The organism is Tabrizicola sp. M-4 (assembly GCF_051132405.1).
GTDB lineage: Bacteria > Pseudomonadota > Alphaproteobacteria > Rhodobacterales > Rhodobacteraceae > Paragemmobacter.
This window is the reverse complement of the sequence record NZ_CP128606.1, coordinates 2,522,994-2,545,148: the sequence shown is the minus strand read 5'-3', so window position 1 is coordinate 2,545,148 and position 22,155 is coordinate 2,522,994. Positions and strand designations below refer to the sequence as shown.

Here is a 22,155-nt window from a genome sequence, read left to right as displayed (position 1 = left end):
GCAGGGCCGCGCAGGCTCAGGAGCGGGGGCGCTTCGCCCCCCGCACCCCCCGAGGGTATTTCGGCCAAGACGAAGGGGCGGATTCCGTCCTGTCGCTGTCGCGTTTCGGGGTGACTTTCCCGAAACGGGCGCGTCTCTTGGGTTGGGGAAGATGAGGCGGCGATGGACGAGGTTCGGCATCAGCGGTCAGGCCGCGCGGCGCGGGCGGCGGAACGGCAGCGCAAGGGGGCGCGGGTGGGGCGGCCCTACATCATCCGCAATGTGCCGACCTATGACGTGCTGGGCGAGGAGAGCCTGATCCGGATCGAGCGGGCGGCGGACCGCATCCTTGCCGAAACGGGGATCGAGTTCCGCGACGATCCCGTGGCGCTGGACCACTGGAAACGCGCGGGGGCGGAGGTGTCGGGGGTTCTGGTCAAGTTCCCGCCGGGGTTGTTGCGCGAGCTGCTCGCCTCGGCGCCCGCGGAATTCGTGCAGCACGCGCGCAACCCCGCGCGGTCGGTGGTGATCGGGGGGAAATCGGTCGTCTTCGCCCCCGCCTATGGCAGCCCTTTCGTCATGGACCTCGACCGGGGGCGGCGCTTCGGGACGCTGGAGGATTTCCGCAACTTCATCAAACTGGCGCAGGCCTCCCCCAATTTCCACCATTCCGGCGGGACGATCTGCGAGCCCACGGACATCGCCGTGAACAAGCGGCATCTGGACATGGTGATGGCCCATCTGACGCTGTCCGACCGGCCCTTCATGGGGTCCGTCACGGCGGAGGAGCGGGCGGAGGATTCCATCGACATGGCGCGGATCGTCTTCGGCCGCGATTTCGTCGACGGCAATTGCGTGATCCTCGGCAATGTTAACGTGAACTCGCCGCTGGTCTGGGACGGGACAATGACGCGGTCCCTGCGGGCCTATGCGCGGGCAAATCAGGCGGCGGTGATCGTGCCTTTCATCCTTGGCGGTGCGATGGGTCCCGTCACCAACGCGGGCGCAATCGCCCAGTCGCTGGCCGAGACGATGGCGGGCTGCGCCCTGACGCAGCTGGAGCGGAAGGGCGCGCCGGTGATCTTCGGCAACTTCCTCTCCTCGATGAGCCTGCGGTCCGGCAGCCCCACCTTCGGCACGCCGGAGCCTGCGATCGGGTCCATGGTGATCGGCCAGCTTTGCCGCCGCCTGAACCTGCCGCTGCGCTGTTCGGGGAACTTCACCACGTCGAAGCTGCCCGATGCGCAGGCGATGATGGAAGGGACGATGTCCATGCTGGCCGCCGTGCAATGCGGGGCGAATTTCATCCTGCATTCGGCGGGGTTCCTCGACGGCCTTCTGTCCATGTCCTACGAGAAGTTCATGCTGGATGCGGACCTCTGCGGCGCGCTGCATTCCTATCTGGACGGGGTGCGGGTGGATGACGACCAACTGGCGGTGGATGCCTTTGCCGAGGTCGGGCCGGGGAACCATTTCTTCGGCTGCTCGCACACGATGAAGCATTACGAGACGGCCTTCTGGGACAGCGAGCTGTCCGACAACGAACCTTTCGAGAAATGGGAGGCCGCGGGGTCCGAGGATGCCGCGACGCGGGCCAACCGCGCGTGGAAGCAGCGGTTGGCGGAGTATGAGGCGCCGGCGATGGATGTCGCCGTGCGGGACGCGTTGGAGGATTTCGTCGGGCGGAAGAAGGCCGCGGTGACGGATATGTGGTACTAGCCGCGCAGTCCGGTTTCTTCGAGGAGGCCCATGCGTTTCGCCTCGTAGTAATAGCCCCGGCGGTACCAGTCATGCGCCCGCGCATGGCTGCCGCGCGAGACGAGCCATGCGCCGCGCAGATATTTGCCCGCGTAGATGAGGTTGGTTTCGGCGTCGAGGAGTTCGGAGGGATCGCCCCGGAAGCCCATGGTGCGGGCGGTCTGCGGGTGGATCTGCATCAGCCCGTAATAGGGGCCGTTGCGGGCGGCGGGGTTGTAGCCGCTCTCGCGCTGCACGGTTTCGTGGATCAGGCTTTCGGGGATGTCATAGACGCGGGCATAGCGGCTGATCAGGCGGTTGATCTCTTCCGGGCCCTGCGCCCCGCGCGAGGGCGGTGCTTCTGCGGGCGCGCCGCCGCAGGCGGCAAGCGCGGCGGGCAGGGCAAGGAGAAGCAGATGGCGGCGGCTGATCGACATGGTGGCAGACCCCTGAACACACGCGGTTTTCCGCGTGATAGCGGCAGGGCGGGCGAGGGGGAAGCCCGCGCCGCCCCCGCGGGCGGATTGTCGCGCGGGGCTTAGACCTTTGGCGCGCTTGGCGGGTAGGGGCGGCGCTGCTAGCATTGCGGTTGGGACAGGAGGCTTCCGATGGACGGATCGCAGGAACGCAGGCTTGCCACGGCGCTGATCGTGGATGACCACCCGCTGTTCTGCGACGCCCTGTCGATGACCCTGCGCGCCGTGGCCGGGATCGAGGGGATTGAGACGGCGGATCGGCTGGAGACGGCCTTGGCGCGGCTGGACCTCTCGCCCCTCCCGGATGTGGTGGTGCTGGACCTGAACCTGCCGGATGTGAACGGGCTGGATGGGCTGATCCGGCTGCGGGCGACGGCGGGGGAAGTGCCGGTGGTGGTGGTGTCGTCCTTGGCCGACAATCGGGTGATCGGGGCGGCCCTGCGCGCGGGCGCGGCGGGATTCGTGCCGAAACATTCGCGGCGCGAGGTGTTCAAGGCGGCTTTCGACGCGATCCGCGCGGGTGATGGCTTCGTGCCCGAGGGCTTCGTGCCGCAGGCCGATCCCAACGCGCCCGCCAGCCAGCGCGAGGAGGCCATCGCGCGGCTGTCGCTTTTGACGCGGCAGCAGGCGAAGATCCTGCAACTGATCTGCGAAGGGATGCTGAACAAGCAGATCGCCTATGAACTTTCCATCGCCGAGACCACGGTGAAGGCCCATGTCACCGCCATCATGCGTAAACTGGGCGTGCAAAGCCGCACTCAGGCGGTGCTGATCGCGCAGGAGGCGAGTTTCGACCGGCTGATGCCGGAGAATGGCTGATCCCTCCGGCGGCTTCGGTTTCTTTTCCAGACGCTGGGTAGGGCGGGGTTCACCCCGCCACGTCGAGGACTTGCCGTAGGGCGGGGTTCACCCCGCCATCCCACCCGCCTCCCCCGACGCATCTGCGATCTCCGCAGGGCTTGCCGCCATCCCTGCCGGGGGCTAGCCTTCCCCCATCCGACGCGTTTGGGAGGGCGCGATGAACCAGCCGAGGGAGGGGTTTCCTGTGCCCGACGGGGCGGGGCTGGCGCTGGTCGCCCGCGCCTCCGTGCCCGTGGACATGCCCCATCCCCTGCGCCATCTGGAACAGGCGCTGGGCCCCGGCCCCTTTGCCCTTGTCATACTCTTCGTCTCGCCCGATGCCGATCTGGACGCGCTGGCCCTGCGCCTGCCGGGGCGTTTCGGGGGGGCACCGGTCATCGGCTGCTCCACCGCGGGCGAGATTTCGGGCGCGGGCTATACCGAGGGCGAGATCGTCGCCGTTGCCCTGCCCGCAGCCCATTTCGCCGCCGATGTCCTTCTCTTCCCCGATCTTTCGGTCTTGGAGCGCGACGCCCTCATCGGGCAATTGATCCGGTCCCGGCAGGGGCTGGCGCGGGCGCGGCCGGACTGGGAGGGGGAATTCGCCTTCCTCATGGTCGACGGGCTGTCGGTGCGCGAGGATGAATTGGCGGCGGCGCTGGCCTCCGGCCTTGGGCCGGTGCCTCTTTTTGGCGGGTCGGCGGGCGACGGGACGCGCTTCCGCGCGACCTACGTGCTGCACGAGGGGCTCGCCCTGCAGAATGCCGCCGTGCTGGCGCTGATCCGCACCGACTGCCGCGTGCGGGTCTTCAGCCTCGATCACCTCATGCCGACGGGCGCGCGCATGGTGGTGACCGGTGCCGATCCCGCCCGCCGCATCGTCCATACCATCAATGCCGAACCCGCCGCGCGGGAATATGCCCGCATCCTTGGCAAGGACCCCGCGCAACTGACGCCCTTTACCTTTGCCGCCCATCCCGTCGTCGTCCGCATCGGCGGCAAGCATCACGTCCGCGCCATCCGCGAGGTGGGCGAGGGGGGCGATCTCATCTTCTTCTCCGCCATCGACGAGGGCGTGGTCCTGACATTGGCCGATCCGCAGGACATGGTGGCGCATCTTTCCGGCCAGATGGCGCAGTTGTCCGCCCATGGCGCGCCGGTTGCCATCCTTGCCTGCGATTGCATCCTGCGCCGGATGGAGGCGCAGGAGAAACAGAAGACCGGCGCGGTCTCCGCCATCCTGCGCGACCACGGCGTCGTGGGCTTTTCCACTTACGGCGAACAGTTGAACGCCATGCATGTGAACCAGACGATGACCGGCGTCGCCATCTACCCGCCGGACGGCACGCCATGATCGACACGCTGATCAACCCCGCCGACCCGCCCGAGAAACAGACGCAGAAACTCCTGACCATCGCGCAGGTCCTGATGCGGCGGGTGGAACAGATCACCGATGATTCAGGCGCCGCCTATGCCCAGTTCCAGCGCGCGGCGCTGCTGGAGGATCAGGTCCGCGAACGCACCCGCGACCTCGAACGCGCGCTGGACCTCCTGAACCAGTCCAACGCCCAACTTGCCGAGGCCAACCGCGCGACCGAGGCCGCGCGCCAGAACCTCGCCAATGCCATCGAGACGATCCAGGAAGGCTTTGCCCTCTTTGACGCGCAGGACGTGCTGGTCATGTGCAATTCGCGCTTCGGCATGCATATGCTGGACCTGCGCGACCATCTGAAACCGGGGCTGACCTTCGGCGACTATGTCGACCGGGTCAGCCGCTCGCGCTTTCTCGAACTGCCGCCTGGGGAAAGCCCCGAGGAATGGGCCATCGCCCGCCGCCGCCGCCATCAGGACCGCCACGTCATCTTCAACGTCCGCATGGTCTGGGACCGCTGGGTTCAGGTCTCCGAACACCGCACCGCCGATGGGGGGACGGTGATCCTGCAGACGGATGTGACCGAGATCATCCGTCTGGAACGGTCCGAACGCGGCAAGATGCTGGACGATCAGGCGCGGGTCATCCGCGCCACGCTGGACCACATCTCCCAAGGCGTCTGCATCTTCGACGCCGAGGCGCGGCTGGTGGGCTGGAACCAGCGGCTTGGCCAGCTTCTCACCGTTCCCATGGCGCGCTTCCGCATGGGCGTCAGCTTCGACGCCATCCTCGACCGGTTCCGCCCCGACCTCGCCTTCGGTGACGGGATGACCGAGGCGCGGCTGGGCGACTGGGTGGCGGGGCAGGGGGACCGAGGGGCGATCCGCTTCGAACTGCGCCGTGGGCCGGACATGATCATGGATGTCTTCGCCCAAGCCATGCCCGATGGCGGCTTCGTGATGTCCTTCACCGATGTCACCGCCGAACGCGCCGCGATCGAGGCCCTCTCCCGCGCCAACGAAACGCTCGAGGCGCGCGTGATGGAGCGCACGCTGGAACTGGAGGACGCGCTGGGCAATGCCGAACGCGCCAATGCCAGCCGCTCGCGTTTCGTCGCGGCCGCCAGCCACGACCTCTTGCAGCCCCTGTCGGCGGCGAAACTCTTCATCTCTTCCGTGGCCGAAGAGGACCTCGCCCCCGATGCCCGCGCCGCGCTGGACAAGGCCCAGAATGCGCTTTTGTCGGTCGAGGGCATCCTTGGCGCGCTGCTGGATATCTCCAAACTCGAAAGCGGGCGGGCGGCGGTGTCGGTCGGCCCCGTGCCGCTGGACCGGCTGCTGGCGCAACTGAATGACGAATTCGGTGCCATCGCGCAGGCCAAGGGGCTGCGCCTGACGGTCGTGCCCTCGCGCCGGGTGGTGACGTCCGACCCTGCCTATCTGCGCCGCATCCTGCAGAACCTGATCGGCAACGCCATCCGCTATACCGACCGGGGCCGCGTGCTGGTGGGCGTCAGGCGGCGCGGCGGCATGGTCAGGATCGAGGTGCGCGACACCGGGCCGGGGATCCCGGAAGAGGAACAGGACAACATCTTCAAGGAATTCCACCGCCTGAACGCCCGCGCCTCTGCCTCTGAAGGCATGGGGTTGGGGCTGGCCATCGTGGAACGCGCCTGCGCCCTGCTGGGCCACCCGCTGGGCCTGTCCTCCGAAATCGGTCGCGGCACCTGTTTCATGGTGCAGGTCCCGCTGTCCGAAGGCGCGGCCCTGACCGAAGGTCCGCGCCCCGCGCCCATTTCCCGCCCCGCGATGCAGAACCGCATCGTCTTCCTGGTGGAAAATGACGGCGACCTGCGCCGCGCCATGGGGCTTTTGCTGGAGAAATGGGGGATCAGCGTGCTGGACGCCGCCAGTGGCGAGGAAGCGCTGGCGTTGATCGAGGAACTGGGCATCCTGCCCGATTGCTTCATCGTCGATTACAATCTGGGCGAGGGGATGGACGGCCTGCGCTTCCTTGCCGAGGTCCGCGCCCGCCATGGCAGCGTTCCCGCCCGCATCGTCACCGCCGACCGCCGCCCCGAACTGCGCGCCGCCTGCGCCGAGGCGGGGGCGGGCCTGATGATCAAGCCGCTTGATCCGCGCGCTCTCGAAACTTTCATCGCGGGGTTGCCTCAGGCGGGTTAACCTTGCCCCCGCCGCCTCGCCTACGACCATTGTTCCATATCGGGCGGCGGGTTCGCCGCTTAATCTGTCGGCCAAGCAAGGGGAGCGACATGCAGCTAAGCGATTTCCGTGAGATCAAGGCAGACCCGGCCACCGTCTGGGCCGCCATCCTGAACCCCGATGTTCTGAAGGAATGCGTCCCCGGTTGCGAAAGCATGTCGGGCAGCGTGGCCGAGGGGTTCGAGGCCGTGGTGACCCAGAAGGTCGGCCCCGTGAAGGCCACCTTCAAGGGCGCGGTCACCTTCTCGGATATCGTCGAGGGGCAGAGCCTGAAGATTTCCGGCGAAGGCAAGGGCGGCCCCGCCGGTTTCGCCAAGGGCGGCGCTGCGGTGACGCTGGAACCGATGGAGGGCGGCACGAAGCTTTCCTATCAGGTCGATGCCTCGGTTGGCGGCAAGATCGCCCAGCTTGGCAGCCGCATCATCGACGGCTTCGCCAAGAAGATGGCGGATGAATTCTTCACCCGCTTTCAGGATGCCGTCGAAGGCCCGCAGGAAGACGAACCCGCAGAGACAGCGGAAGGCGAGGGCGAAAAGAAGAAGGGTTGGTTCAAGCGTCTGATCGGCTGAACCACACCACGAGAATTACCCAGGGATACCAAGGGAGGATAAGCATGACGAAGGTCACGATGACCGTGAACGGCAAGGCCGTTTCGGCCGAGGTGGAAGGGCGGACACTCCTGTCCACCTTCCTGCGCGAAGGGCTGGGGCTGACGGGCACCCATGTCGGCTGCGACACGTCGCAATGCGGCGCCTGCGTGGTGCATGTGGACGGCAAGGCCGTGAAATCCTGCACCACCTTCGCCGCCGATGTGGCGGGATCGACGGTCAAGACGATCGAAGGGATGAACAATCCCGACGGGTCGCTGTCGGTCGTGCAGCAGGCGTTTCAGGATCACCACGGGCTTCAATGCGGCTTTTGCACCCCCGGCATGGTGATGTCTTCCGCCGCCCTTCTGGCCGAAAACCCCAAGCCGACCGAGGCCGAGATCCGGCATTACCTCGAAGGCAACATCTGCCGCTGCACGGGCTACCACAACATCGTCAAGGCGGTGCTGGCCGCGTCCGGGCAGGACGCCGCCGCTCTGGCTGCCGAATAAGCGCGATTTCAGGGAGGGATAAGGATGCCGAAGGACACAGGGATCGGCGCCAGCAGCAAGCGGCGCGAGGATGTGCGCTTCCTGTCGGGGCGCGGGGTCTATACCGATGACATGGCGTTGCACGGGCAGACCTATGCGGTCTTCGTCCGCTCGAACGTGGCGCATGGCCGGATCAAGAACATCGATACGTCCGCCGCGTCGAAGATGCCGGGCGTTTTGGCCATCTTCACGGGCGAGGATTTCAAGGATGTGGGGGGCAACCCCGCCGGCTGGCTGATCAACAGCCGCGACGGCACGCCGATGCGCGAACCCAAGCGGCCGGTGCTGGCCCATGGCAAGGTGCGCCATGTGGGCGACGCCTACGCCGCCGTCATCGCGGAAACCTACAATCAGGCCAAGGACGCGGCCCAGCAACTGGCCGATGACAGCGACATCGAAGAACTGCCCGCCATCGTCGATATGAAGAAGGCGGTCGCGGATTCCTCCAACCGCGTGCATGATGAGATCCCGGACAACCTCTGCTTCGACTGGGGCTGGATCGAGGACAACCGCGCGGCGGTGGATGAGGCGTTCAAGAACGCGCCGCATGTCACCACGCTGGAACTGGTGAACAACCGTCTGGTGCCGAACGCGATGGAGCCCCGGTCCTCCATCGGCGAATACTTCCCCGGCACGGGCGATTACAAACTCACCACCACCTCGCAGAACCCGCACCTGACGCGGCTTCTGGTGGCGGCCTTCGTCCTCGGCATCCCGGAGAACAAGCTGACGGTCGTCGCGCCCGACGTGGGCGGCGGCTTCGGGTCGAAGATCTACCATTACGGCGAAGAGGCGCTGGTTCTGGCCGCGGCCAGGAAACTCGGCCGCCCCGTGCGCTGGACGGCGGAGCGGACGGAAAGCTTCCTGACGGATGCCCATGGCCGCGACCATGTGACGAAGATCGAACTGGCCTCCACCAAGGATGGCGAAATCCTCGCGATCCGGACGGAGACGCTGGCGAACGTGGGCGCTTATCTCTCGAACTTCTCGACCGCCACGCCGACCTTCCTGCATGGCACGCTGATGGCCGGCCCCTATAAGGTGCCGCATGTCTATGTGAACGTGAAGACTGTCTTCACCAACACCGCCCCCGTCGATGCCTATCGCGGCGCGGGCCGTCCCGAGGCGACCTTCTCCATCGAGCGCGTGGTGGACAAGATGTGCCGCGAGTTGAACCTCGACCCGTTCGAGGTGCGGCGGAAGAACCTGATCCAGCCGGACCAGTTCCCCTATACGACGCCGGTCGGCCTCGTCTACGACACCGGCAACTATCAGGCGACGCTGGACAAGCTGATCGAACTCGCCGACGTGGCGGGCTTCGACAAGCGCGCCGCGGCCTCCAAGGCCAAGGGCAAGCTGCGCGGCATGGGCCTTTCGACCTGGATCGAAGCCTGCGGCATTGCGCCGTCGCATCTGGTGGGCGTGCTGGGTTCCCGTGTTGGCCTCTACGACGCGGCCACTGTCCGGGTGAACGCCACCGGCAACATCTCCGTCATGACCGGGGCGCACAGCCACGGGCAGGGGCATGAGACGGTCTTCGCGCAGATCGTGGCCGAGAAACTGGGCATCCCGGAATCCTCGGTCGAGATCGTCCACGGCGACACGTCCAAAATCCCCTTCGGCATGGGCTCCTACGGCTCGCGCAGCCTCGCGGTCTGCGGCGCGGCCATGACCAAGGCGGTGGACAAGATCATCGCCAAGGGCAAGAAGATCGCGGCCCATATGCTTGAGGCCTCCGAAGGCGACATCACCTTCGCCGACGGCAAGTTCTCGGTCGCAGGCACCGACAAGGCCAAGACCTTCGGCGAGATCGCCTTCTCGGCCTATGTCCCGCACAACTACCCGCTGGAGACGCTGGAACCGGGGCTGGAGGAAACGGCCTTCTACGACCCCGCCAACTTCACCTATCCCGCAGGGGCCTATCTCTGCGAGGTGGAGGTGGATCCGGAAACCGGCAAGGTCGACATCGCCTCCTTCACCTGCGCCGACGATTTCGGCCATGTGATGAACCCGATGATCGTCGAGGGGCAGGTGCATGGCGGCGTGGGGCAGGGGATCGGGCAGGCGCTGCTGGAAAACACGTCCTATGACGAAAACGGCCAGCTCCTGACCGCGTCCTATATGGATTACGCCATGCCGCGCGCGGATGATGTGCCGTTCTACACGGTGGACCATTCCTGCGTCACGCCCTGCACCCACAACCCGCTGGGCGTGAAGGGCTGCGGCGAGGCCGGGGCCATCGGATCGCCGCCCGCGGTGGTCAATGCGGTGATCGACGCGCTCCATCGCGGCGGGCACACGCATGTGAAGCATATCGACATGCCCGTGTCTCCGGCACGGGTCTGGTCGGCGATCAACGGCTGAGGGGGGTAGAACCATGCACAATTTCGACTTCGTGAAACCCGCCACCATCGCCGATGCGGTCAAGGCCCTGTCGGCCGAGGGGGCGCAGGCCCTGTCGGGCGGCCAGACCCTGACCCCCACACTGAAACAGCGCCTTGCTGCACCCAGCACGCTCGTCTCCCTCACCGGGATTGCCGAGATGCAGGGCGTCTGCCTTGGGTCTGACGGCCTCTCCATCGGGGCCGCCACCACCCATGCGACCGTCGCGAAAGAGGCGGCAAAGCACTATCCGGCGCTGGCCGCGCTGGCGGGGGGGATCGGCGATCCGGCGGTGAGGAACCGTGGTACCATCGGCGGTTCCATCGCCAACAACGACCCGGCGGCCTGCTATCCGGCGGGAGTGCTGGGATCGGGCGCCACGGTGGTGACCAACCGCCGCAAGATCGGGGCCGATGACTACTTCCAAGGCATGTTCACCACCGCGCTGGAAGAAGGCGAGATCGTCACCGGCGTCACCTTCCCGGTCCCGGAAAAGGCCGCCTATGTGAAGTTCAACCAGCCCGCGTCCCGCTTTGCCCTGACCGGCGTCTTCGTGGCCAAGTTCAAGGATGGCGTGCGGGTGGCGGTGACGGGGGCGTCGAACAACGGCGTCTTCCGCTGGCATGACGCCGAAAAGGCCCTGTCGGCGAACTTCTCGGCTGCGGCGGTGGAGGGGCTGACGGTCGCCTCCGACGACATGATCGGCGACCTGCACGGCACGCCCGCCTATCGGGCCAACCTCGTGAAGGTCCTGACCAAACGCGCGGTCGCCGCCGCGCATTGAGCGGGGGCAGACTGGAACATCACGGGGGGCGGCCCTGCGAAGGGCCGCCCTTTCACATGGGCCAACCCCGCCCCGGGCCTGACCCGGGGCCTCCCGGCAGCACCCGCGTCCCCGGCCCGATCAGAGGTCCCGGGTCAAGCCCGGGACGGGGTCGCCGCATCTGCCCATCAAACAGGCAGCACCGTCACGCCGCCGTCACCTTCCCCCTGTATCCCGCATCTCAGGCGGATGTGACCGGACACCACAGCCTCTTGGGCTTGCCAGACACGGAACGCCAGATATAGTGCGCATGTCGGGGCGGGACCCCCCGCCCTGGGTCGGAAAGGACTGCAGGACGAAGGCGGAGTCTCGCAAGAACTTGGACGGCGATTTCAGGACACAATTCGTAAGGGACCCGGCGGCGCTGAAGCATTATCCCGCTTTGGTTCTCAATGCCGATTACCGGCCCCTCAGCTACTACCCCCTCAGCCTCTGGCCGTGGCAAGAGGCGATCAAGGCCGCCGTCCTTGACCGGGTGCAGATCGTCGCGGAATACGATCACACCGTCCGCAGCCAGAGGCAGGAATTCCGCATACCTTCCGTCGTCGTCCTGAAGGATTACGTCAAACCCCAGAAGCGCGTGGCCTTCACGCGCTTCAATCTTTTTCTGCGGGACGAATTCTCCTGCCAGTATTGCGGCGCGAAGGGCGACCTGACCTTCGACCATGTTCTGCCCCGCTCGCGCGGCGGGATCACCTCATGGGAAAACGTCGTCGCCGCCTGTTCCCCCTGCAACCTGCGCAAAGGGTCCAAGACGCTGAAACAATCTGGCCTGCACCTGATGCGCCCGCCGCGCCAACCCACGGCCGAGGAAATGCAGGCCCATGGCCGGAAATTCCCGCCCAACCACCTGCATGAAAGCTGGATGGACTTCCTCTATTGGGATGCCGAACTGGAGGACTAACGGCACCGTGACGCTTTCAGCCGTTACAAAGTCGTTACAAAACCTTCACATTCCCCGCGCAGGGTGATGAATTGGGCCCTTCCTGAACCGGGGCCCCGCCATGCTGAACAGCTTCATCTCCGTCCCGCTGCAGATGGCGGCGATAAACCTTGGCGTGGCCATGCTCTGCGGCGCGGTGATCGGGTCTGAACGTCAGGTGCGCCAGCGCATGGCGGGGCTGCGCACCAATGCCCTCGTCGCGCTTGGGGCCTCGGCCTTCGTCGTCTTCTCCGGCCTCTTCCCCGACGAGGTCAGCCCCACCCGCGTGGCGGCACAGATCGTGTCGGGCATCGGTTTCCTCGGTGCGGGGATCATCTTCCGCGACGGCTTCAACGTGCATGGGCTGAACACGGCGGCGACTCTGTGGTGTTCGGCGGCGGTGGGCATGATGGCCGGGGCGGGCGCATGGCAATATGCGCTCCTCCTCACCGGGATGGTCGTCTTCGTCAATCTGGGCCTGCGCCCGCTGGTCAAATGGCTGAAGAAAAAGACCAAGGCCGGCGTCCCCATCACCCGCGCCTTCCGCGTCATCCTCACCTGCCGCCCGGAGCAGGAGGCCGCGACCCGCGCCCTCATCCTGCGCACGCTCACCATCGGCGGGCTGCACCTCTCCGAAGTGGCCGCACAGGGGGCCGAAGGCGGCGAAGGCATGGACCTTGCCGCCACCGTTTCGGGCGAGGGGGTGACGGATGAGATGCTGGAACTCGCCGTGCAGCGCCTTGCCGCCGAGCCGGGCCTCCTGCGCGTCCGCTGGCAGGCGCTGGACGAAGGCTGATCCCGCCCGTCCCGCCCAAATATCGCGCAACTGGCCATCCCGCATTTGCCCACCCGCGCCTCGGTGCTAGACTCGCGCGGCCTCTGGCGATACAAGCGGTCGCGTTAGCGCTAACAGGCGCCCCGCGCGCCGCACAGAAAAAAACGAGGGACAGTCATGGTTTCGCGCGTCATCCCGGTCGATCCCTTCGACCTCGTGATCTTCGGCGGCACGGGTGATCTGGCCCGACGCAAGATTCTCCCCGGCCTCTACCGCCGCTTCCTCGCAGGCCAAATGCCCGCCGACAGCCGCATCATCGGTGCCGCGCGGGCCGAGCTTGACGATGCGGGCTTCCAGAAGATGGTGGCCGAGGCCATCGCCGAATTCGTCCCCGCCGAACGTCAGGACAAGGCCGCGATCAAGGCCTTCCTCGACCGCGTGGGTTACGTCTCCATCGACGCTAAGGGCACGGGCGGCTGGGACGCGCTGAAATCCCGCATGCGCGAGAATGTCGTGCGCGCCTTCTACTTCTCCGTCGCCCCCGCGCTCTTCGGCGACTTGGCCGAACGCCTGCACAGCCACGGCATCGCCGATGCATGGTCGCGGATCGTGGTGGAGAAACCCTTCGGCCGCGACCTCGCCTCCGCCAAGGCCCTGAACGCCGTGCTGGCCGAACATTTCGACGAACATCAGATCTACCGGATCGACCATTATCTGGGGAAGGAGACGGTCCAGAACCTAATGGCCGTCCGCTTCGCCAACATCCTGTTCGAACCGCTCTGGAAGGCCGAATATATCGACCACGTCCAGATCACGGTCGCCGAAACCGTGGGCGTCGAAGGGCGCGGCGCCTATTACGACAAGTCCGGCGCGATGCGGGACATGGTGCAGAACCACCTGATGCAGCTCCTCTGCCTGATCGCGATGGAGCCGCCCTATCACTTCGACCCCGACGCCGTCCGCGACGAAAAGCTGAAGGTCATCCGCGCGCTGGATGCCGTGAAGCCCGAGGATATCGTGCGCGGCCAGTATCTGGCTGGCGGCGGGCAGGGCGGATACCTCGAACATTGCGAGGACCCGAACTCCCGCACCGAAAGCTACATCGCGCTCAAATGCCACATCTCCAACTGGCGCTGGAAGGGCACGCCCTTCTACCTCCGTACCGGCAAACGCCTGCGCTCGCGCGCCAGTGAAATCGCCATCACCTTCAAGGAGCCGCCGCATTCCATCTTCGACGATGCGAAGGGCTGGCGTGAGAACGTCCTCGTCATCCGGCTGCAACCGAATGAGGGGATGAACCTGATGATGATGATCAAGGAACCCGGTCCGGGCGGGATGCGCCTGATGCAGGTGCCGCTGGACATGTCCTTTGCCGATGCTCTGGGGGCGGATGCCGAGGATATCCCCGACGCCTATGAACGCCTGATCATGGACGTGATCCGCGGCAACCAGACGCTCTTCATGCGCGGCGACGAGGTGGAGGCCGCCTGGGCCTGGGCCGATCCGATCATCGCCGGGTGGGAGGCACGCGGCGACCGTCCGCAGGGATACGATCCCGGCTCGTCGGGGCCGGAAGATGCGTTGATGCTGATGCATCGCGACGGGCGCCGCTGGCGGGAGATCAAGGGATGAAGCTGGAAACCTATCCCGACCGCGAATTCCTGATGCTGGGTCTGGCGAATGTGATCGCCGGACAACTGGCAGATTTCCTGCGGCGGGAGGGGCGCGCCTCGCTCTCCGTCCCCGGCGGCACGACGCCGGGGCCGATCTTCGACACGCTGTCGGGGGTCGACCTCGACTGGGCCAACGTCGCCGTCTTCCTGAACGACGAACGCTGGGTCCCCGAAGACAGCCCCCGGTCCAACACCCGCCTCCTGCGCGAACGCCTCTTGCGCGGCAAGGCGGCGGCGGCGCAGCTCATCCCGCTCCATGCCGATGCCCCCACGCCCGAAGAACGGCTTGAGGAACTGGCCGAAGGCCTGCGCCCGCATCTGCCCATCTCCGTCCTCCTCCTTGGCATGGGGGCCGACATGCACACCGCCAGCCTCTTCCCCGGTGCCGACCGTCTGGCCGAGGCGCTGGCCCCCGACGCCCCCCTCCTTCTGCCCATGCGGGCCGAGGCGGCGGGCGAACCCCGCATCACCCTCACCGCGCCCGTCCTGAAGGGCGCGATGAACATCCACATCCTGATCACCGGGCAGGAAAAGCGCGACGCGCTGGAACGCGCGCTGACCCTTCCCCCCGAAGAGGCGCCGGTGCGCGCCATCCTCGACAACGCAACCGTGCATTGGGCGGAGTGAACCGATGAAAGCCAAGTGGGACGCGCTGTCCGCGCATCATCAGGCGGTCAAGGACCGCCACATCCTCGACCTCTTCAACGATGCGGGCCGCGCGCAGGCCTTCACCGCGCAGGCCGACGGGATGCGGCTGGACTGGTCCAAGACCAATATCGACGCGACGGGCCGCCGCCTGCTGGTAGACCTCGCCGAAGCCGCGGGCGTTGCCGACAAACGCCGCGCCATGTTCACGGGCGAGAAGATCAACGATACCGAAGGCCGCGCCGTGCTGCACACGGCGCTGCGCAACCTTGACAGCACGGTGATCGTCGATGGCAAGAACGTCATCCCCGGCATCGTCGAAACGCTGGAGCGGATGGAGGCATTTGCCCGCGACGTGCGCGAGGGGCGCTTCACGGGGCAGGGGGGCCGCATCACCGATGTGGTCAATATCGGCATCGGCGGGTCGGACCTTGGCCCCGCCATGGCGACGCTGGCGCTGGCCCCCTTCCATGACGGGCCGCGTTGCCACTACGTGTCGAACGTGGATGGCGCGCATATCGCCGACACGCTGAAAGGGCTGAACCCGGAAACCACGCTGGTGATCGTGGCCTCCAAGACCTTCACCACGATCGAGACGATGACCAATGCCGAAACGGCGCGGGCGTGGATGGCGGGCAAGGTGGCAAACCCCGCCGCGCAATTCGCCGCCGTCTCCACCGCCGCCGACAAGACCGCCGCCTTCGGGATCGACCCGTCGCGCGTCTTCGGCTTCGAGGATTGGGTGGGCGGCCGCTATTCCATGTGGGGGCCCATCGGCCTTGCCCTGATGCTGGCCGTCGGGCCCGAGGATTTCCGCGCCTTCCTTGCGGGTGGCCGCGCCATGGATGACCATTTCCAGACCGCGCCCTTCGATGCGAACCTGCCCGTCCTGCTGGCCCTCGTCGGCGTCTGGCACAACCAGATCTGCGGCCATGCCACCCGCGCCGTGCTGCCCTATGACCAGCGCCTGTCGCGCCTGCCCGCCTACCTTCAACAGTTGGAGATGGAGAGCAACGGCAAGCGCGTCGCGATGGATGGGGCGGACCTTCCCACCCATTCCGGCCCCGTCGTCTGGGGTGAACCCGGCACCAACGGCCAGCACGCCTTTTACCAGCTCATCCATCAGGGCACCCGCGTCGTGCCCTGCGAGTTCCTCGTCGCGCGGCGGGGTCATGAGGCGGACCTTGCCCATCAGCATGTCCTTCTCGTGTCCAACTGCCTCGCCCAATCCGAGGCGCTGCTGCGTGGCCGCTCGCTGGACGAGGCGCGGGCGATCATGGCGAAGAAGGGTCTCGCGGGGGCGGAACTGGAACGGCAGGCGCGGCATCGGGTGTTCCCCGGCAACCGCCCCTCCGTCACGCTGGCCTATGACCGGCTGACGCCCTTCACGCTGGGCCAGATCATCGCGCTTTATGAACACCGGGTATTCGTCGAGGGGGTGATCCTCGGAATCAATTCCTACGATCAATGGGGGGTGGAACTGGGCAAGGAACTGGCGCTTGCCCTCCAGCCCGTGCTGGAAGGGCGGCAGGGAACCGAAGGCAAGGACGGCTCCACCGCCGCCCTCGCGGCATGGTTCCGGGGCTGACCGCCTCTTGCCGAACGCCGGGGGGGCAACGGCCCCCCGGACCCCCTTGCCGCAAGGAACCCGACCGTCCCGCGACGGACGGAACCGTGAACGGCCCGCGCCTCCGCCCATGCGACGATGGCCCCCTGCGCAGGCTGTCACGGCTTGGAACCCCGGGGGATGCGGGGGGCCGTCTGGCCCTCCGCTTCCCGTAAAGGGAAATCTACGAAACCCTAACCCGCAGCCCGCTGCGTGCTGACGGTTTGCGGTACAGTTTGCGGCACGGCGCGCGGCACGCCTACATCACCGCGCCGATCTGCCACGGCACGAACTCCGCGCCGCCAAAGCCCAACGCCTCCGACAGCGTCTTCTTCCCCGAGGCAACGGCGACAATCTCGCGCAGAATCTCCTCGCCCTTGGCCTCGATGCTGACCCCTTCGGTCAGGATATCCCCGCAGTTGATATCCATATCCTCCGCCATCCGCGCATACATCTCGCTGTTCGTCGCCAACTTGATGCAAGGGCTGGGCTTGTAGCCCGACACCGACCCCCGCCCCGTGGTGAAGACGATCATCGTGGCCCCGCTGGCGATCTGCCCGGTCACCGAACAGGGGTCGTAACCGGGGCTGTCCATATAGACAAACCCATTGGTATCAATGGGTTCCCCGAATTTGTAGACCCCCGCCAACGGCGCGGTCCCCCCCTTCGCCACGGCCCCCAGCGACTTTTCGAGGATCGTCGTCAACCCGCCCTTCTTGTTGCCCGGAGAGGGGTTGTTGTCCATCTCGCCGTCATTCTTCGCGGTATAGTCCTCCCACCAGCGGATGCGTTCCAGCAACCGCTCCCCGACCTCCGGCCGCACCGCGCGCCGGGTCAGAAGATGCTCCGCCCCATAGATCTCAGGCGTCTCGGACAGGATCGTCGTCCCCCCCATCCGCACCAGCAGATCGCTCGCATGGCCGAGGGCCGGGTTCGCCGTGATCCCGGAATAGCCATCCGACCCCCCGCATTGCAGCCCCACGATCAGCTTCGACACAGGCGCGGGCCGCCGCTCCACACGCGACGCGACTTCCGCCATTTCTCGCAATATTTCCAAAGACTTGGCAATCGTCGCCCGGGTCCCGCCCGTGCCCTGGATGGTCATGTAGCGGAAATTCCCGTCCGGCCGCAGCCGCCCCTGACCCACCAGATCGGGCACCTGCATCACCTCGCATCCCAACCCCACCAGCAGGATGCCCCCGAAATTCGCGTTCCGCGCATAGCCCTTCAGCGTCCGCATCAGGGTCTGATAGCCCTCATTCGTCCCCGACATGCCGCAACCCGTCTGGTGGACGATGGGCACGATGCCATCGACATTGGGCATCCCATTCAGCACCGGGTCCTTCTCCGCCGCCTCGGCAATGAAACGCGCCACCGACCCCGAACAGTTCACGCTCGTCAGGATGCCGATGTAATTCCGCGTGCCGACCTGCCCATCCGCGCGGTGATAGCCCATGAATTCAAGCGGTTGCAAAGGGGGCAGGGGCCTGCATTCCGCCCCGATGGCGTAATCGTCCGTATGCGGCGCCATGCCCAGATTGTGCGAATGCACATGCGCCCCCGCTGCGATCTCCTCCACCGCCTGCCCGATGATCTGCCCATAGCGCAGCACGTTCTCGCCCCGCGCGATCCCCCGCGCCGCGATCTTGTGCCCGCGCGGCACCGGCCCGGGCAGGGCCACGCCCTCCACCACGGTTCCCTTAGGCAGATCGGCCAGCGCGATCACCACATTGTCCGCCCCGTGCAGCCGGATCACGCCTTCCGCCATAGCCCCCCCCTTTGCAGCCCTTCCTTGACAGGGGGCCGCGCATGCCTAACATGTTAGCATGTTACAGCCGCCCGAACCCCCTTCACAAGTGCCTTCCGAAGCGCGCCTCGCGCCGCTCGACCATTTCTCCGGCAGCCTTGGCCAACGCGTCTACCAGACCCTGCGCGAGGCGATCCTGTCGCTCGCCTACCGCCCCGGCGAGATCCTGCGGAAACCCGAAATCTGCGACGCCCTCGGCGTCTCGCGCAGCCCCGTCGCCGATGCCGTGGCGCGGCTTGCGGCGGAAGGCCTCGTCGATGTCGTCCCGCAGGCCGGCACCTTCGTCGCCCGCTTCTCGATGGAGGAGATCCGCGAAGGCGCCTTCCTGCGCGAGGCGATCGAGGTCGCGGCAATCGAACGCGTGGCCGAGACGATCACCGAGGACCAGCTCACCCAGATCCGCCGCAACATCACCGTGCAGGCCGCGCTCATCGCCGATGGCGATATCCCCGGCTTTTACCAGACCGACGCGGCGATGCATGAACTCCTGCTCTCCTTCACCGGCTTTCGCAAACTCGCCCAGGTCAGCGAAACCGCTTGGCTGCACGTCAACCGCGCGCGGCAACTGATCCTCCCCGTCCCGGGCCGGATCGAGGCGACGCTGGAGGAACACCGCGCCATCCTCGCCGCGCTCGAGGCGCGCGATCCCGCCGCCGCCCGCACGGCGATCCGCACGCATCTGCGCCAACTCATCACCTATCTCGAACCGCTCGAACGCGACCGGCCCGATCTCTTCGATCCGGCCTGAAAGGCTTGCCCCATGACGATCCCCAACCGCCCGCGCTACGCGACGCGTCTGAACGCCTTCAAACGCAAGGGCGACACCGTGGCCGAGATGATCGCAAGGGCAGGGGAGGTGGGCGGCCTGAACGCCGCAGACCTGAACTTTCCCGACCATTTCGACCATCACACCCCGGCAAAACTGACTAAGATATTGCAGGATTCGAACATGGCGCTGAACGGCCTCGCCATGCGCTACTACACCGACCCGGGTTTCAAACTGGGGGCTTTCACCCATCCCGACGCCACCGTCCGCCGCGCCGCCATCGACATCACGAAGCGGGGCCTCGACGCGCTGGCGGAGATGGGCGGCACGGTGATGACCGTCTGGCTGGGTCAGGACGGCTTCGACTATTCCTTCCAAGGCGATTACAACCGCATGTGGGACGATACGCTGTCGGGCCTTGCCGAAATCTGCGACCACGCCCCCGCGCTCGACATCTCCATCGAATACAAGCCGAACGAGCCGCGCTCATGGTCCGTCCTCCCCGACATGGCCACCACGCTGCACGCCATCCGCGACCTGAACCGCCCGAACCTCGGCGTCACGCTCGACTTCTGCCACATGCTCTTTGCCGGAGAGATGCCCGCGAAATCCGCCGCCCTCGCCGCCCGGCACTGCCGCATCATGGGCGTCCACTTGAACGATGGATACGCCAAACGCGACGACGGGCTGATCGCAGGCACCGTGCACCCGATCCAGACCGTCGAACTCTTCTGGACGCTCGACCGCATCGGCTATGACGGCGTGATCTATTTCGACACCTTCCCCGACCATGGCGGCATGGACCCAGTGCAGGAATCCCGCGCCAACCTCGCCCTCACCGAGCGCCTGCGCACGGTCGCCGCCTCCCTCAAGGACGACCCCGCCCTCACCGCCGCCATGGCGAAACAGGACGCCGCCACCGCCACCCGCCTCATCGCCCACGCCCTTTACGGGGCCTGAGGCAAGCCTCTTCGTCTTGGCCCAAATACCCTCGGGGGGTGCGGGGGGCGAAGCGCCCCCGCCTCTGAGCCGAAGCGCGGCACGCGCGCAGGCGAGGCGAAAGACTTGCGCCGCGCCCTTCGCGCGGCGCTCCGCTTCACAATCCGTAGAACCCCGCCGCCGTCCCGCCAAAGACCAAGGCGCGGTCCACCTCGGACAGGCCCGAAGTCAATTCCAATGCCGCCGCCCGCCAATCCGCATATTCCCCGCGCAACCGGCAGACCGGCCAGTCCGATCCCCACATCACCCGCTCCGCGCCGAAGGCCGCGAAGACATGCTCCACGTAAGGCCGCAGGTCCTCCACCGTCCAATCCGCATCGGCTTCCGTGATCAGCGCGGAAAACTTCACCACCGCCGCCGTCTCATCCGCGATCCGGCTCATGCCATCGGCCCAGAAGCGGAAATGCGCCTCCGACTTCTCGCGGATCTGCGGCTTCATGCAATGGTCCACCACGACCTGCATCGTGGGGTATCGCTTCAGGATCGTAAGGAAATTCGCCAGATGCCGGGGGAACCCCAACGCATCGAAGCGCAGCCCCGTGTCGCAGAGCGCGCGGAAAGCCCATTGCACATCCTCGCGCAGCATCCAGCCGTCATCCGGCAGGTCCTGTATCATCGGCCGGACGCCCTTGAACTTCGGATGCCCCGCCAGCCGCTTCAATTCCGCCAGATCGGAAGGCTTCTCGAAATCCACCCAGCCCACGACGCCCAGCACCCAGGGCGTCGCATCCGCGATCCCCAGCATGTATTCCGTCTCGGCGACCGTGGGGGCGGCCTGCACCAGAACCGTCCCCTCCACCCCCGCCGCCTGCAATTGCGGCCACAGCTCGGCGGGGAAATAGGGCCGCGACAGCACGGGGTCGTCCTTCGGCATCCAGCCGTAATCGCCCCGCCCCGGATGCCAGAAATGCTGATGCGCGTCGATCTGCATGGCCTCTCCCTCTCACACCGGCGCGTCGGGGTGGATCAGCCCCTCGGCCTTCATCGCCGACCACAGCGCTGCCGGAATCCCCGCCGCCGCCGCCTGCAGGTTGCTCTCCATCTCGAACAAGGTCTGCCCGCCGGGGATCACCGACACGACCGCCGGATGCCGCGTGCAGAACTGGAAGGCCGCATCGACCAGCCGCACCCCATGCGCCTGACACAAGGCCTGCAACCGCCCCGCCTTCTCCATCGCCCAATCCGGCGCGTCGTTGTATCGGTATTGCGCCCCCGGTCGCGGCCCCGTGGCGAGGATGCCGGAATTGTAGGGACCGCCCACGACGACGCCCACCCCCCGCGCGGCGGCAGGGTCCATGAAGCCCGTGAGCGACTCCGTCCGCAAAAGCGAATACTCCCCCGCCAGCAGGAAGATATCGAAATCCCCCCGATCCAGCAGCCAGCGGCAGGGCTCCCACTCGTTCACCCCCGCCCCGAAGGCCCGGATCACCCCCTCGTCCCGCAGCTTCACCAGCGCGCGATAGCCGCCCGCCATGAACTCCGCCAGCCGCTGATCCAGCGCCGCCTGCGAGCCGTGGTTGAAGATGTCCAGATCATGCGCATAGAGGATGTCGATGCGGTCTATGCCAAGCCGCTCCAGCGAGAACTCCACCGACCGGAACACCGCGTCATGGCCGTAGTCATAGACCTCGTTGCGCGACGGCACGTCGAACCATTTCCCGAACCCGTCCCGCCTGTCCGGCGTCGTCGCCTTGAACAGCCGCCCGATCTTGGACGAGATCACGTATTCATCCCTCGGCTTCCCCCGCAGAAAACGGTTCAGCCGCGTCTCCGACAGGCCCAGCCCATATAGCGGTGCTGTGTCGTAATAGCGGATGCCGCCCGCCCAAGCCGCCTCCAGCACCGCATGGGCGTCATCGTCCGAAATGGCGCGGAAGAGGTTGCCGATGGGGGCCGACCCGAATCCCAAGGTGGTGAAGTCCAGCCCCCCGTTCCCCAGCCTGTCCCAGTGCCGCTTTTCCTGCATCTTCCCCTCCGCCTTCAACTGACATGC

19 protein-coding genes are annotated in these 22,155 nt (G+C 66.6%); 15 read left to right on the top strand and 4 right to left on the bottom strand.

Annotation, left to right across the window (positions count from 1 at the left end; genetic code table 11):
* The first annotated feature begins 162 nt into the window (after positions 1–162).
* A complete protein-coding gene (locus TabM4_RS12470; RefSeq protein ID WP_434612760.1) occupies positions 163–1,698 on the top strand; it encodes a trimethylamine methyltransferase family protein in 1,536 nt (511 codons plus the stop codon).
* Here the strand turns inward: TabM4_RS12470 and TabM4_RS12465 are convergent.
* Positions 1,695–2,153, bottom strand: coding sequence for a transglycosylase SLT domain-containing protein (locus tag TabM4_RS12465; RefSeq protein ID WP_434612758.1), 459 nt, complete (start codon positions 2,151–2,153; stop codon positions 1,695–1,697). The genes TabM4_RS12470 and TabM4_RS12465 overlap by 4 nt on opposite strands.
* 171 nt (positions 2,154–2,324) lie before the next feature.
* Here TabM4_RS12465 and TabM4_RS12460 point away from each other — a divergent pair, with 171 nt between their 5' ends.
* The 12 genes from TabM4_RS12460 (at position 2,325) to pgi (ending at position 16,572) form a co-directional block, all read left to right on the top strand.
* The gene (locus tag TabM4_RS12460; RefSeq protein ID WP_434612756.1) at positions 2,325–3,011 is read left to right on the top strand and encodes a response regulator transcription factor; all 687 of its coding nucleotides are present in this window, start codon (positions 2,325–2,327) and stop codon (positions 3,009–3,011) included.
* A 199-nt stretch (positions 3,012–3,210) separates the two neighbouring features.
* Entirely contained in the window at positions 3,211–4,386 is a 1,176-nt protein-coding gene (locus tag TabM4_RS12455) for an FIST N-terminal domain-containing protein (RefSeq protein ID WP_434612755.1), read from the top strand.
* Positions 4,383–6,587, top strand: a complete 2,205-nt coding sequence (locus TabM4_RS12450; RefSeq protein WP_434612753.1) for a PAS-domain containing protein — start codon at positions 4,383–4,385, stop codon at positions 6,585–6,587. The genes TabM4_RS12455 and TabM4_RS12450 overlap by 4 nt, the downstream gene beginning before the upstream one ends.
* 89 nt (positions 6,588–6,676) lie before the next feature.
* Positions 6,677–7,195: a CoxG family protein gene (locus TabM4_RS12445; protein WP_434612751.1), complete on the top strand. Its 519-nt coding sequence runs from the start codon at positions 6,677–6,679 to the stop codon at positions 7,193–7,195.
* Between the two features lie 44 nt (positions 7,196–7,239).
* The gene (locus TabM4_RS12440; RefSeq protein ID WP_434612749.1) at positions 7,240–7,725 is read left to right on the top strand and encodes a (2Fe-2S)-binding protein; all 486 of its coding nucleotides are present in this window, start codon (positions 7,240–7,242) and stop codon (positions 7,723–7,725) included.
* Between the two features lie 24 nt (positions 7,726–7,749).
* The gene (locus TabM4_RS12435) at positions 7,750–10,128 is read left to right on the top strand and encodes a xanthine dehydrogenase family protein molybdopterin-binding subunit (protein ID WP_434612747.1); all 2,379 of its coding nucleotides are present in this window, start codon (positions 7,750–7,752) and stop codon (positions 10,126–10,128) included.
* Positions 10,129–10,141: 13 nt separating this feature from the next.
* Positions 10,142–10,930, top strand: a complete 789-nt coding sequence (locus TabM4_RS12430) for an FAD binding domain-containing protein (protein ID WP_434612745.1) — start codon at positions 10,142–10,144, stop codon at positions 10,928–10,930.
* Positions 10,931–11,288: 358 nt separating this feature from the next.
* Positions 11,289–11,873: an HNH endonuclease gene (locus TabM4_RS12425; protein WP_434612743.1), complete on the top strand. Its 585-nt coding sequence runs from the start codon at positions 11,289–11,291 to the stop codon at positions 11,871–11,873.
* Between the two features lie 100 nt (positions 11,874–11,973).
* Positions 11,974–12,687: an MgtC/SapB family protein gene (locus TabM4_RS12420; protein ID WP_434612741.1), complete on the top strand. Its 714-nt coding sequence runs from the start codon at positions 11,974–11,976 to the stop codon at positions 12,685–12,687.
* Between the two features lie 156 nt (positions 12,688–12,843).
* Positions 12,844–14,298: a glucose-6-phosphate dehydrogenase gene (gene zwf / locus TabM4_RS12415; protein ID WP_434612740.1), complete on the top strand. Its 1,455-nt coding sequence runs from the start codon at positions 12,844–12,846 to the stop codon at positions 14,296–14,298.
* Positions 14,295–14,966, top strand: coding sequence for a 6-phosphogluconolactonase (gene pgl, locus TabM4_RS12410; RefSeq protein WP_434612739.1), 672 nt, complete (start codon positions 14,295–14,297; stop codon positions 14,964–14,966). Before zwf ends, pgl begins: the two co-directional genes overlap by 4 nt.
* A 4-nt stretch (positions 14,967–14,970) precedes the next feature.
* A complete protein-coding gene (pgi, locus tag TabM4_RS12405) occupies positions 14,971–16,572 on the top strand; it encodes a glucose-6-phosphate isomerase (protein ID WP_434612737.1) in 1,602 nt (533 codons plus the stop codon).
* A gap of 277 nt (positions 16,573–16,849) precedes the next feature.
* Here the strand turns inward: pgi and TabM4_RS12400 are convergent, their stop codons facing one another.
* On the bottom strand, positions 16,850–18,358 hold the full coding sequence (locus TabM4_RS12400) for a UxaA family hydrolase (protein WP_434612735.1): 1,509 nt from the start codon (positions 18,356–18,358) through the stop codon (positions 16,850–16,852).
* A gap of 58 nt (positions 18,359–18,416) precedes the next feature.
* On the opposite strand from TabM4_RS12400, the gene TabM4_RS12395 reads away from it, so the two are divergent.
* Positions 18,417–19,145: a GntR family transcriptional regulator gene (locus TabM4_RS12395; protein ID WP_434612733.1), complete on the top strand. Its 729-nt coding sequence runs from the start codon at positions 18,417–18,419 to the stop codon at positions 19,143–19,145.
* A gap of 12 nt (positions 19,146–19,157) precedes the next feature.
* Entirely contained in the window at positions 19,158–20,123 is a 966-nt protein-coding gene (locus TabM4_RS12390; RefSeq protein WP_434612731.1) for a sugar phosphate isomerase/epimerase family protein, read from the top strand.
* Positions 20,124–20,259: 136 nt separating this feature from the next.
* Here the strand turns inward: TabM4_RS12390 and TabM4_RS12385 are convergent, their stop codons facing one another.
* Positions 20,260–21,093 carry an amidohydrolase family protein gene (locus tag TabM4_RS12385; protein ID WP_434612729.1) on the bottom strand — a complete coding sequence of 278 codons (834 nt, stop codon included), beginning with the start codon at positions 21,091–21,093 and terminating at the stop codon, positions 20,260–20,262.
* Positions 21,094–21,105: 12 nt separating this feature from the next.
* Entirely contained in the window at positions 21,106–22,128 is a 1,023-nt protein-coding gene (locus tag TabM4_RS12380; protein WP_434612727.1) for an aldo/keto reductase, read from the bottom strand.
* Positions 22,129–22,155 lie beyond the last annotated feature (27 nt).

Excerpts from the sequence above, each read along its gene's own strand:
- TabM4_RS12420 (WP_434612741.1), top strand. The coding sequence starts at position 11,974 with ATGCTGAACAGCTTCATCTCCGTCCCGCTGCAGATGGCGGCGATAAAC.
- TabM4_RS12430 (WP_434612745.1), top strand. The coding sequence starts at position 10,142 with ATGCACAATTTCGACTTCGTGAAACCCGCCACCATCGCCGATGCGGTC.
- TabM4_RS12465 (WP_434612758.1), bottom strand. The coding sequence starts at position 2,153 with ATGTCGATCAGCCGCCGCCATCTGCTTCTCCTTGCCCTGCCCGCCGCG.
- TabM4_RS12435 (WP_434612747.1), top strand. The coding sequence starts at position 7,750 with ATGCCGAAGGACACAGGGATCGGCGCCAGCAGCAAGCGGCGCGAGGAT.
- TabM4_RS12440 (WP_434612749.1), top strand. The coding sequence starts at position 7,240 with ATGACGAAGGTCACGATGACCGTGAACGGCAAGGCCGTTTCGGCCGAG.
- zwf (WP_434612740.1), top strand. The coding sequence starts at position 12,844 with ATGGTTTCGCGCGTCATCCCGGTCGATCCCTTCGACCTCGTGATCTTC.
- TabM4_RS12390 (WP_434612731.1), top strand. The coding sequence starts at position 19,158 with ATGACGATCCCCAACCGCCCGCGCTACGCGACGCGTCTGAACGCCTTC.
- pgl (WP_434612739.1), top strand. The coding sequence starts at position 14,295 with ATGAAGCTGGAAACCTATCCCGACCGCGAATTCCTGATGCTGGGTCTG.
- TabM4_RS12460 (WP_434612756.1), top strand. The coding sequence starts at position 2,325 with ATGGACGGATCGCAGGAACGCAGGCTTGCCACGGCGCTGATCGTGGAT.
- TabM4_RS12450 (WP_434612753.1), top strand. The coding sequence starts at position 4,383 with ATGATCGACACGCTGATCAACCCCGCCGACCCGCCCGAGAAACAGACG.
- TabM4_RS12455 (WP_434612755.1), top strand. The coding sequence starts at position 3,211 with ATGAACCAGCCGAGGGAGGGGTTTCCTGTGCCCGACGGGGCGGGGCTG.
- TabM4_RS12400 (WP_434612735.1), bottom strand. The coding sequence starts at position 18,358 with ATGGCGGAAGGCGTGATCCGGCTGCACGGGGCGGACAATGTGGTGATC.
- TabM4_RS12445 (WP_434612751.1), top strand. The coding sequence starts at position 6,677 with ATGCAGCTAAGCGATTTCCGTGAGATCAAGGCAGACCCGGCCACCGTC.
- TabM4_RS12385 (WP_434612729.1), bottom strand. The coding sequence starts at position 21,093 with ATGCAGATCGACGCGCATCAGCATTTCTGGCATCCGGGGCGGGGCGAT.
- TabM4_RS12470 (WP_434612760.1), top strand. The coding sequence starts at position 163 with ATGGACGAGGTTCGGCATCAGCGGTCAGGCCGCGCGGCGCGGGCGGCG.
- TabM4_RS12395 (WP_434612733.1), top strand. The coding sequence starts at position 18,417 with ATGTTACAGCCGCCCGAACCCCCTTCACAAGTGCCTTCCGAAGCGCGC.
- TabM4_RS12380 (WP_434612727.1), bottom strand. The coding sequence starts at position 22,128 with ATGCAGGAAAAGCGGCACTGGGACAGGCTGGGGAACGGGGGGCTGGAC.
- pgi (WP_434612737.1), top strand. The coding sequence starts at position 14,971 with ATGAAAGCCAAGTGGGACGCGCTGTCCGCGCATCATCAGGCGGTCAAG.